The sequence below is a fragment of the uncultured Ralstonia sp. genome (assembly GCA_913056305.1).
Classification (GTDB): domain Bacteria; phylum Pseudomonadota; class Gammaproteobacteria; order Burkholderiales; family Burkholderiaceae; genus Ralstonia.
Window position 1 is genome coordinate 1 of the sequence record CAJXMR010000165.1, and the last position, 10,540, is coordinate 10,540.

11 protein-coding genes are annotated in these 10,540 nt (G+C 65.2%); 9 read left to right on the plus strand and 2 right to left on the minus strand.

The annotated features are described in order from the left end of the window. On the minus strand, positions 1–445 hold a 445-nt coding region (locus tag QZ609_RS19905), incomplete at its 3' end, for a Gfo/Idh/MocA family oxidoreductase (protein WP_365901979.1). Positions 446–538: 93 nt separating this feature from the next. Next, complete coding sequence (locus tag QZ609_RS19910; protein ID WP_295498504.1) at positions 539–1,780, minus strand: pyridoxal phosphate-dependent aminotransferase; 1,242 nt, start codon at positions 1,778–1,780, stop codon at positions 539–541. Between the two features lie 340 nt (positions 1,781–2,120). On the opposite strand from QZ609_RS19910, the gene QZ609_RS19915 reads away from it, so the two are divergent. The 9 genes from QZ609_RS19915 to QZ609_RS19955 all read left to right on the plus strand — a co-directional run bounded on the left by QZ609_RS19915 (position 2,121) and on the right by QZ609_RS19955 (position 10,375). After that, positions 2,121–2,501, plus strand: coding sequence for an Mth938-like domain-containing protein (locus QZ609_RS19915; RefSeq protein WP_295498507.1), 381 nt, complete (start codon positions 2,121–2,123; stop codon positions 2,499–2,501). Positions 2,502–2,505: 4 nt separating this feature from the next. Then, positions 2,506–4,188: a glycosyltransferase family 39 protein gene (locus tag QZ609_RS19920; protein WP_295498510.1), complete on the plus strand. Its 1,683-nt coding sequence runs from the start codon at positions 2,506–2,508 to the stop codon at positions 4,186–4,188. Positions 4,189–4,302: 114 nt separating this feature from the next. Further along, entirely contained in the window at positions 4,303–4,674 is a 372-nt protein-coding gene (locus tag QZ609_RS19925) for an EamA family transporter (protein ID WP_295498513.1), read from the plus strand. A gap of 42 nt (positions 4,675–4,716) precedes the next feature. Next, on the plus strand, positions 4,717–5,880 hold the full coding sequence (locus QZ609_RS19930; RefSeq protein ID WP_295498515.1) for a DegT/DnrJ/EryC1/StrS aminotransferase family protein: 1,164 nt from the start codon (positions 4,717–4,719) through the stop codon (positions 5,878–5,880). A gap of 10 nt (positions 5,881–5,890) precedes the next feature. Beyond that, positions 5,891–6,889 (plus strand): glycosyltransferase, encoded by a 999-nt coding sequence (locus tag QZ609_RS19935; protein WP_295498518.1) that lies wholly within the window; start codon positions 5,891–5,893, stop codon positions 6,887–6,889. A gap of 8 nt (positions 6,890–6,897) precedes the next feature. After that, complete coding sequence (locus QZ609_RS19940) at positions 6,898–7,827, plus strand: formyltransferase (protein WP_295498529.1); 930 nt, start codon at positions 6,898–6,900, stop codon at positions 7,825–7,827. 16 nt (positions 7,828–7,843) lie between these two features. Beyond that, positions 7,844–8,899: a bifunctional UDP-4-keto-pentose/UDP-xylose synthase gene (locus QZ609_RS19945; protein ID WP_295498521.1), complete on the plus strand. Its 1,056-nt coding sequence runs from the start codon at positions 7,844–7,846 to the stop codon at positions 8,897–8,899. A 23-nt stretch (positions 8,900–8,922) separates the two neighbouring features. After that, positions 8,923–9,816: a 4-deoxy-4-formamido-L-arabinose-phosphoundecaprenol deformylase gene (locus QZ609_RS19950; protein ID WP_295498523.1), complete on the plus strand. Its 894-nt coding sequence runs from the start codon at positions 8,923–8,925 to the stop codon at positions 9,814–9,816. 94 nt (positions 9,817–9,910) lie between these two features. Beyond that, a complete protein-coding gene (locus tag QZ609_RS19955) occupies positions 9,911–10,375 on the plus strand; it encodes a peroxiredoxin (protein ID WP_295498526.1) in 465 nt (154 codons plus the stop codon). Positions 10,376–10,540: the final 165 nt, after the last annotated feature.

A 10,540-nucleotide genomic window follows, 5' to 3' on the forward strand; every position in this document is an offset into this window, starting at 1 on the left:
GGCCCTCGCGCAGCGCCTTGATGATGGGGATGCCGCCGGCCACCGCGGCCTCGAACGCCACCATCACGCCCTTGTCCTGGGCGGCCTTGAAGATCTCGTTGCCGTGCACGGCCAGCAGCGCCTTGTTGGCGGTGACGACGTGCTTGCCGTTGGCGATGGCGCGCAGCACCAGCTCGCGCGTCAGGTCATAGCCGCCGATCAGCTCCACCACGATGTCGATCTCGGGCGAATCCACCACGGCAAACGGGTCGCCCACCACGGGCACGGTCGCGCCGGCTTCCTGCACGATGGCGCGCGCTTTCTCGACATTGCGCACCGCAATCAGGGCGACCTCGATGCCGCGCCCGGCGCGACGCCGGATTTCTTCCTGGTTCCGTTGCAGAACCTTGAGCGTACCGCCACCGACGGTACCGAGCCCGAGCAGGCCGATCTTGATGGGATTCATGAGACGTATCGTTGAAACTGAGAGGCAAAAAACGGACAGGGCAGACACTTCGGTCTGCCCCGCAAAAACGACTGATCTGGCGGATGACCGACTCTATGCAGCCCGGATGCCAGTACCGTGACGCTGACGGTACCGCTCCAGGAAGCGCGCAATTCGACCAATGGCTTCGCGCAGGTCGTCTTCGTGTGGCAGGAAGACGATGCGGAAGTGGTCGGGCGAGTGCCAGTTGAAGCCGGTGCCCTGCACCAGCAGCACGCGCTCTTCTTCCAGCAGCTGGCGGATGAAGGTCTGGTCGTCCTCGATCGGATACACGGCCGGGTCAAGGCGCGGGAACATGTACAGCGCGGCCTTGGGCTTGACGCAGGTCACGCCCGGGATCGCCGTGATCAGCTCGTGCGCCAGGTCGCGCTGACGGCGCATGCGGCCGCCCGGCGCCACCAGATCCTTGATGCTCTGGTAGCCACCCAGCGCGGTCTGGATCGCCCACTGCCCCGGCACGTTGGCGCACAGGCGCATCGACGACAGCATGTTCAGGCCTTCGATGTAGTCCTTGGCCGGACGCTTGTCGCCGGATACGACCATCCAGCCCGCGCGGTAGCCGCACGAGCGGTAGCTCTTCGACAGGCTGTTGAAGGTGATCGTCAGCACGTCTTCCGACAGCGAGCCGAGCGCGGTGTGCTTGTTGTCGTCGAACAAGACCTTGTCGTACACCTCGTCGGCGAAGATCACCAGGCCGTGCTCGCGCGCGATGGCGATGATGCCGCGCAGCAGCTCGTCGGAATACAGCGCGCCGGTCGGGTTGTTCGGGTTGATGACGACGATGCCCTTGGTGTTGGGCGTGATCTTGGCGCGGATATCGTCCAGGTCCGGCATCCAGCCATTGGCCTCGTCGCAGATGTAATGCACCGGCGTGCCGCCCGACAGGCTGGTCACGGCGGTCCACAGCGGGTAATCCGGGGCCGGCAGCAGCAGCTCGTCACCCTCGTCGAGCAGCGCGTTGGTGGCCAGCGAAATCAGCTCGGAGGCACCGTTGCCCAGGTAGATGTCATCCAGCGTGACGTTCTTGATGCCCTGCTCTTGCGTGTAGTGCATCACCGCCTTGCGCGCCGCGAAGATGCCCTTGGAATCCGAATACGCCGCCGAATTCGGCAGGTTGCGGATCATGTCCTGCTGGATCTCTTCCGGGGCATCGAAACCGAACACGGCCAGGTTGCCGATGTTCAGCTTGATGATCTTGTGGCCCTCTTCCTCCATCTGCTTGGCCTTCTCGAGCACGGGGCCGCGAATGTCGTAGCAGACGTTGTTGAGCTTGGCGGATTTCTGGATCGTTTTCACGGGCGGCAGGTGACGTTGAGCGGGCTTGGTGTTGTGCGGATGATTTTGTAGTGCAGCAAGACGGCGGGGTGAAGCCGCTTGGCGCAACAAGCGCTGCGCTCTTCCTTACCGGGCGTCGCTTGTGGCGCGGCGGGCAAAGGAGAGAAAAAGATATAATTTAGCCCATTATGACAGACTTCGGCGCGCATTTTTGCAACGCAGCGAGGTCCGCCGGCAGCATGCGAAAGCCTTGCCTGCCGGCCCGCCATCGCGCCCGGATGCCTGTGCCGGCCGAGCCTGAAAACCCCGCGCCGCCGCTGCGGCAAACGTTGCAGCGACCGCGCCCGATGGGATTCCCGCCTTGAAGCTCCATTCGTCCGACTCGTCCAATGTCCTCAACACCGTCACCGCCTATGGCGACGGCTACATCGAAATCAACAAGGTGCGCTACGAGCACTCCGTGCTGGTCATGCCGGAAGGCACAGTCGTACGCTGGGACGTGGCCCGCTTCGAAGACCTGACCCCCGAGCACTTCGCCCGCCTGCTGGAAATGGGCGCCGAAGTGGTGGTGTTCGGCACCGGCAACCGCCTGCGCTTCCCGCACCCGCGCCTGGCCGCGCCGCTCACCGAAAAGCGCATCGGCGTAGAGGCGATGGACCTGCAGGCCGCCTGCCGCACGTACAACATCCTGATGATGGAAGGCCGCAAGGTGGCCGCCGCGTTGCTGATCGAACGCGCCTGACCGCATGCCGATCGACCGCACCGACAACACGCCGGCCCTGCCCTGGCGCAATCCCTCCCTGTGGCTGCTGGCCGCCGCCTTCCTGGCCGCCTGGCTCGGCACGCTGGGCTACCGCCACCTGATCCCGACCGACGAAGGCCGCTACGCCGAGATCGCCCGCGAGATGTTCACCTCCGGCGACTGGGTCACCATCCGCTACAACGCCCTCAAGTACTTCGAGAAGCCGCCCCTGCAGATGTGGGGCACCGCACTCGCCTACACGCTGTTCGGCATCGGCGAATGGCAGGCGCGGCTGTTCACGGCGCTCTCAGGCATCGTCGGCATCGTCTTCACGATGCTGGCGGCGGCGCGCTGGTGGGGCAAGCGGACCGCCGTGATCAGCGGGCTGGTGCTGGTGAGCGCGCCGATGTGGAACGTCGGCGCGCATTTCAATTCGCTCGACATGGGCGTGGCGGGCTGCATGACCATGGCGCTGGCCGCCCTGCTGCTGGCGCAGCACCCGGATGCCACGCGCGCGCAGCAACGCGGCTGGATGTGGGCGTGCTGGGCGTCGATGGCACTGGCGGTGCTCAGCAAGGGCCTGATCGGCGTGGTGCTGCCGGGCTTCGTGCTGGTGGTCTATACGCTGGTCGCGCGGGACTGGGCGCTGTGGAAACGCCTGTATTTGGTGAGCGGTCTGGCCATCTTCTTCGCGATCGGCGCGCCGTGGTTTGTGCTGATCTCGATGCGCAACCCGGAATTCGCGTGGTTCTTCTTCGTGCATGAGCACTTCCAGCGCTTCACGTCGACCGTGCATCACCGTGATGCGCCGATCTGGTATTTCGTGCCGCTGCTGTTGGCGGGGTTCCTGCCGTGGTTGGCGCAATTGCCGGGTGCCGCACGACTGACCTTCGCCCGCGGGCAAGCGGCCGCCAACGGCTTCCGGCCGACGCTGCTGCTGGGCCTGTGGGCGGGGCTGATCTTCGCGTTCTTCAGCATCTCGGATTCCAAGCTGCCGGGCTATATCTTCCCGATCATCCCCGCGCTGGCGATCCTGGCGGCGCTCGTGCTGGAGCAGACCAGCGAGCGCGCGTGGCGCTGGCAGCTCAAGGCGTTCCTGGCCCTCAGCCTGGTCGGCCTGGCCGCCTGCGGCTATGTGGCGACGATGGCGTCGGACACCTATCCAAACGCCGTCTTCGCGCGCTTCTCGGTGTTCCTGGCGGCGGCCTTTGTCGCAGGCGCCCTGCTCACGTGGCTGGCACTGCGCCTGGCGGGTCGGCGCTTCGAGAGTCTCGTGGCGTTCGCGTGCGCGTGGTTCCTGACGTTTACCGCCGCCACGCTCGGCCATGAGGCATTCGGGCGCTCGATGTCTGGCATCGATCTCGTGCCAGCGGTCAAACCGTGGCTCACGCCCGGTGTGCCGTTCTATGCGGTGGAGCGCCTGGACCATACAATGCCGTTTTACCTCGGCACGCCGACCGTCATGGTGCAGGAGCCGGATGAGCTGGCCTTTGGCGTCGAGCATGAGCCGGCCAAGTGGGTCCCGACCACCGATGCCTTCATCGCGCGCTGGCAGGATGGCGGCAATGCGGGCGGCCAGGCTATCGCAATGATGGGCCCGGGCACCTACGACCGGCTGGCCGCCCAGGGCGTGCCGATGACGGTCATCGCCCAGGACAACCGCCGCGTGATCGTGCGGCGCAACTAGTTGCCACCTTCGCGCACCGGCGAAAAGGGTGTGCAAGCGGAATTGTCGTAACATGCCGCCCGGCGGCAGCAGTACGGGCGAGCTGCCACGGTTGGCAAAACAACAAGACAACACATGAATCTGGTCACTTTTGGGCTGATCCTGACGGGCGTGATGCTCAATGCCTGCGCGCAGCTGCTGCTGAAGGCGGGCGTCAACAATATCGGGCGTTTCGCCTTTTCCGCCGAGAACATCATTCCGATCGGCATCAAGCTTGCAACGCAGTTGCCCATCATCGGCGGGCTGACGTGCTATGTGATTTCCGTGGTGGTGTGGATCCTCGGCCTCTCGCGCGTGGATGTGACCATTGCGTATCCGATGCTGTCGTTGGGCTACGTGGTCAACGCCTTCCTGGCGTGGTATCTGTTTGGCGAAGTGCTGACGCTGCAGCGCCTGATCGGCATCGCCATCATCCTTATCGGCGTGCTGGTGCTGGCCCGTTCGTGAACCGCGTGTGCCAGCCCCCTGCGCCCAACCCTATCTGAAGCCATGACGCAAACCAACGCCATCGCCGAACAACCGTTCCTGCCCTTCGTGCGCCCGACCATCGACGAGGCGACCATCGCCGCCGTGGCCGACGTGCTGCGCTCGGGCTGGATCACCTCCGGCCCCAAGGTGGCCGCATTCGAAGCTGCGCTGTCGGAATACTTCGGCGGCCGCATCGTGCGCACCTTCGCCAACGGCACCGCGACCATGGAGGTTGCGCTGCGCATCGCTGGCATCGGCCCGGGCGATGAGGTCATCACCACGCCAATCAGCTGGGTCGCCACCTCCAACGTGGTGCTCACGGTGGGCGCCAAGCCGGTCTTCGTCGACGTCGATCCGGTCACGCGCAACATCGACCTGGACAAGGTCGAAGCCGCCATCACGCCCCGCACCAAGGCGATCATCCCGGTCTATCTGTCCGGCCTGCCGGTCGACATGGACCGCCTGTACGACATCGCCCGCCGCCACAAGCTGCGCGTGATCGAAGACGCCGCCCAGGCGCTCGGCTCGCGCTGGGGCGACCAGCGCATCGGCCAGATCGGTGATCTGGTCAGCTTCAGCTTCCAGGCCAACAAGAACATCACCACCATCGAGGGCGGCGCGCTCGTGCTGAACACCCCCGAGGAAGCCGTGCTGGCCGAGAAGTACCGCCTGCAAGGCGTGGTGCGCACCGGCTTCGACGGCATGGAAGTCGACCTGGTGGGCGGCAAGTTCAACCTGACCGACGTGAACGCCGCGATCGGCCTGGGCCAGTTCGCGCACATCGAGGCCATCACCGCGCGCCGTGCTGCACTGGCGCGCCGCTACTTCGCCGCCATGCGCGCGGCCGACATCGAATCGTTCGGCGTCGAGCTGCCGGTGGAAGATTTCTCGCGCACCAACTGGCACATGTTCCAGATCGTGCTGCCGCTGGATCGGCTGAAGGTCGACCGCGCCGGCTTCATGGCCGGCCTGAAGGCCCTGGGCATCGGTGCGGGCGTGCATTACCCGCCCATCCACCTGTTCAAGCTCTATCGCGAACTCGGCTGGGGCCCGGGCATGTTCCCGGTCGCCGAACGCATCGGCCGCGCCATCGTCACCCTGCCGATGTTTGCCGCCATGGAAGATTCCGACGTGGATCGCGTGGTCAACGCGGTTCGCCAACTTTGCCTCCAACACCAGGCATAAAGACCTGCTTATGAAGATACCTGCTCTCTCAGTCGTCATCCCCGTCTACAACGAGGAAGAAGGGCTCGCCGCGCTGTTCGCGCGCCTGTACCCGGCCCTCGACGCTCTCGGCATGACGTATGAGGTCGTGTTCGTCAACGACGGCAGCCGGGACCGTTCTGCCGCCATGCTGGCCGAGCAGTTCCGCGCCCGCCCCGACAGCACGCGCGTCGTGCTGTTCAACGGCAACTACGGCCAGCACATGGCCATCCTGGCCGGCTTCGAGCACGCCCGCGGCGAACGCGTCATCACGCTCGACGCCGACCTGCAGAACCCGCCGGAAGAAATCGGCCGCCTGGTCGCCAAGCTGGATGAAGGCTACGACTACGTCGGCACCATCCGCCGCAACCGCCAGGACAGCTGGTTCCGCCGCACCGCGTCGCGCGCCATGAACTCGCTGCGCGAAAGCATCACGCACATCAAGATGACCGACCAGGGCTGCATGCTGCGCGCCTACAGCCGGACCATCGTCGACACCATCAACCGCTGCCGCGAAGTCAACACCTTCATCCCGGCGCTGGCCTACACCTTCAGCAAGAACCCGACCGAGATCGAGGTCGATCATGAAGAGCGCTTTGCCGGCGAGTCGAAGTATTCGCTGTACAAGCTGGTGCGCCTGAACTTCGACCTGGTGACGGGCTTCTCGGTGGTGCCGCTGCAATGGTTCTCGGCGATCGGCATGCTGCTGTCGCTGGCCTCGGCCATCCTCTTTGTCCTGCTGGTGGTGCGCCGCTTCGTGCTGGGCGCGGAAGTCCAGGGCGTGTTCACGCTGTTCGCCATCACCTTCTTCCTGATGGGCGTGCTGCTGTTCGGCATCGGCCTCTTGGGCGAGTACATCGGCCGCATCTACCAGCAGGTGCGCGAGCGTCCGCGCTATCTGGTGCAGGGCGTGCTGGAAGACACCCCGAATCTGCATGAAGCCGGCCCGGCCGACGTCGACGCCGCCCGCGCCAAGCGAGGCGTGGCATGAGTGGCGACATGCGGCGGCGCGCCGTCGTCTTCGCGTACCACAACGTCGGCGTGCGCTGCCTGCGTGTGCTGGCGGCGCGCGGCATCCAGGTCGAACTGGTGGTCACGCACGAGGACAACGCCAGCGAGAGCATCTGGTTCGGCAGCGTGCGCGCCACCGCGCAGGAACTGGGCATCCCCTTCATCACGCCGGACGATGCGCGCGGTGAAGACCTGCATGCGCGCATCGCCGCCATCGCGCCGGATTTCATCTTTTCGTTCTACTACCGGCACATGATCCCGGTGACGCTGTTGAGCCTCGCCAAGTTTGGCGCGTTCAACATGCACGGGTCGCTGCTGCCGAAGTACCGTGGCCGCGTGCCGATCAACTGGGCGGTCCTGCACGGCGAGACCGAAACCGGCGCCACCCTGCACGAAATGGTCGAAAAGCCGGATGCCGGCACCATCGTCGACCAGACCATCGTGCCGATCCTGCCGGACGACACCGCGCACGACGTGTTCGAAAAGGCCACCGTGGCGGCCGAACAGACTTTGTGGCGTGCACTGCCCGCCATGATCGCCGGGCAGATCCCGCAGCACCCGAATGTGCTCGCCAACGGCAGCTATTTCGGCGGCCGCAAGCCCGAAGACGGCCGTATCGACTGGTCCAAGCCCGCCCAGCAGGTCTACAACCTCGTGCGCGCCGTAGCGCCACCCTACCCCGGCGCCTTCACGGACGCCGGCAGCGACCGCTACGTCGTCGCGCGAGCCCGTCTGGCGCGACAAACCTTCACGAATTTGCCCCCGGGCTTGCACGTCGTGGATAATGCGATGTTCGGCGTGTGCGGCGATGGGGGAGCCATCGCCATCCACGAGCTCTGGCGCGTCGAGCCCAATGCTGCCGGCGGCACGTCCGTCGTGACCGCGCAGCAGCTCGCCAGCCAGCTCGCCCTCTCCTGATTTTTGGTTTGCCTTCATGAAAAAAGTACTGATCCTCGGCGTCAACGGCTTCATCGGCCACCACCTGTCCAAGCGCATCCTGGAGACCACCGACTGGGAGGTCTACGGCATGGACATGCAGACCGAGCGCCTGGGCGACCTGGTCAACCACCCGCGCATGCACTTCTTCGAAGGTGACATCACCATCAACAAGGAGTGGGTCGAGTATCACGTGAAGAAATGCGACGTGATCCTGCCGCTGGTGGCGATCGCCACGCCGTCGACCTACGTCAAGGACCCGCTGCGCGTGTTCGAGCTGGACTTCGAAGCCAACCTGCCGATCGTCCGCTCGGCCGCCAAGTACGGCAAGCACCTGGTATTCCCGTCGACCTCCGAGGTCTACGGCATGTGCGGCGACTCGGAGTTCGATCCGGAAGCCTCGCCGCTGATCTACGGCCCGATCAACAAGCCGCGCTGGATCTACGCGTGCTCGAAGCAGCTGATGGACCGCGTGATCTGGGGCTACGGCATGGAAGGCCTGAACTTCACGCTGTTCCGCCCGTTCAACTGGATCGGCCCGGGCCTGGACTCGATCTACACCCCGAAGGAAGGTTCGTCGCGCGTCGTGACGCAGTTCCTCGGCCACATCGTGCGCGGCGAGAACATCAAACTCGTGGACGGCGGCAGCCAGAAGCGCGCCTTCACGTATATCGATGACGGCATCGACGCGCTGGTGCGCATCATCGCCAACAAGGATGGCGTGGCCTCGGGCAAGATCTACAACATCGGCAACCCGTCGAACAACTACTCGGTGCGCGAGCTGGCCAACATGATGCTGGAGCAAGCCGCCGGCATCGACGAGTACAAGGACACCGCCAAGCAGGTCCAGCTGGTGGAAACCACGTCGGGCGCCTACTACGGCAACGGCTACCAGGACGTGCAGAACCGCGTGCCGAAGATCGCCAACACCATGGAAGAGCTCGACTGGAAGCCGACCACCGTGATGCAGGACGCCCTGGCGAAGATCTTCGAAGCGTACCGCACGCACGTGGCCGACGCCCGCAGCCTGGTCGAAGAAGGCAACGGCAAGTAAGCACGGCATCCCCGCGCAGGTCCATGGCTCTCATCGTCCTCAAGATTGACGTCGACACCCTGCGCGGCACCCGCGAAGGCGTGCCCAACCTCGCGCGCATGCTGCGCGAGCACGAGGCGGGCGCGTCCTTCCTCTTCAGCCTCGGCCCGGATCACACCGGCTGGGCGCTGCGCCGGGCGTTCCGCCCCGGCTTCCTGAAGAAGGTTTCGCGCACCTCCGTGGTCGAGCACTACGGTCTGCGCACGCTGATGTACGGCGTGCTGCTGCCCGGCCCCGACATCGGCCGCAAGGCCGCCGCCGAAATGCGCGCGATTGCCGAGGCCGGCTTCGAGACCGGCATCCACACGTGGGATCACGTGCTGTGGCAGGACAACGTCCGCTTGCGCGATGCCGCCTGGACGGCCCGCCAGATGAGCGCCTCCCACGCGCGCTTTGCCGAGGTCTTCGGCCACGCCCCGGTCACGCATGGCGCCGCTGGCTGGCAGATGAACGATCACGCCTTCCGCCAGATCGACGCCTGGGGCATGGCCTATGCTTCCGACGGCCGCGGCACGCATCCGTATATCCCGAGCGTCGACGGCCGGGCGCTCAACCACGTGCAGCTGCCGACCACGCTGCCGACGCTGGACGAACTCATCGGCGTGGATGACCTGACGACGGAGACCGTCGCCCGACATATCCTGAAGATGACCGAGTCGGACCGCGACCAGGTATTTACCTTGCACGCGGAGCTTGAAGGCCAGAAACTCGCCCCGATCTTCCGCGAGTTGCTGCGGGGCTGGCGCGCGCAAGGCCATCGGCTGGCATCGATGGGCGACTACTACGCGACGCTGGATCGCAGCACCCTGCCCGTGCAGCCCGTCACGTGGGGCGAAATTCCGGGCCGCAGTGGCAGCCTGATCATCCAGCCAGCCTGACCCCGGCCTGTTTGCCTGGGCCGGCGGCAGCACGACCCGTTGTGGCAGTCTTGCCGTCCCACGCACTTCCCCCGCGGTTTTCCGGAACACCACCATGCCCGTCTCTCTCGACCAGCCTCTTCCCGATTTCTCCGCGCCGGCCACCAGCGGCGTCACGTTCTCACCGGCGTCGCAGCATGGCAAGATCGTCGTGCTGTATTTCTATCCGAAGGACAACACGCCCGGCTGCACCACCGAGGCGATGAACTTCCGCGACCAGTACGACGCCTTCGAAGCCGCCGGCGCCGTGGTGTTCGGCCTCTCGCGTGACAGCCTGAAGTCGCACGAGAACTTCAAGGCCAAGCTGGAGATGCCGTTCGAGCTGATCTCCGACACCGACGAAGCCGTCTGCAACCTCTTCGACACCATCAAGATGAAGAAGATGTACGGCAAGGATGTGCGCGGTATCGAACGCAGCACGTTCCTGGTCGACCGCAAGGGCGTGCTGCGCCACGAATGGCGCGGCGTGAAGGTGCCGAACCACGTGGATGAGGTACTGGCGGCGGTGCGCGCGTTGTAACCGATCGCGCACGAAAGCGCCGTGCCAGCCACGCCCGGTGCCGTTTTCGTGGCGGTTTCGCGCCGCCGCAACGCGCAGCAAACCGTCACATGTGACAGATTGCAAATCATAAAAGCTTCCGATACAGTCGGAACCGATGAGTACGAAATCCGGATGCCATTCCGA

Bases quoted from the DNA above. Each gene is read 5' to 3' on its own strand.
- QZ609_RS19930 (WP_295498515.1), top strand. From the start codon at position 4,717: ATGACGCAAACCAACGCCATCGCCGAACAACCGTTCCTGCCCTTCGTG.
- QZ609_RS19925 (WP_295498513.1), top strand. From the start codon at position 4,303: ATGAATCTGGTCACTTTTGGGCTGATCCTGACGGGCGTGATGCTCAAT.
- QZ609_RS19940 (WP_295498529.1), top strand. From the start codon at position 6,898: ATGCGGCGGCGCGCCGTCGTCTTCGCGTACCACAACGTCGGCGTGCGC.
- QZ609_RS19920 (WP_295498510.1), top strand. From the start codon at position 2,506: ATGCCGATCGACCGCACCGACAACACGCCGGCCCTGCCCTGGCGCAAT.
- QZ609_RS19950 (WP_295498523.1), top strand. From the start codon at position 8,923: ATGGCTCTCATCGTCCTCAAGATTGACGTCGACACCCTGCGCGGCACC.
- QZ609_RS19935 (WP_295498518.1), top strand. From the start codon at position 5,891: ATGAAGATACCTGCTCTCTCAGTCGTCATCCCCGTCTACAACGAGGAA.
- QZ609_RS19945 (WP_295498521.1), top strand. From the start codon at position 7,844: ATGAAAAAAGTACTGATCCTCGGCGTCAACGGCTTCATCGGCCACCAC.
- QZ609_RS19955 (WP_295498526.1), top strand. From the start codon at position 9,911: ATGCCCGTCTCTCTCGACCAGCCTCTTCCCGATTTCTCCGCGCCGGCC.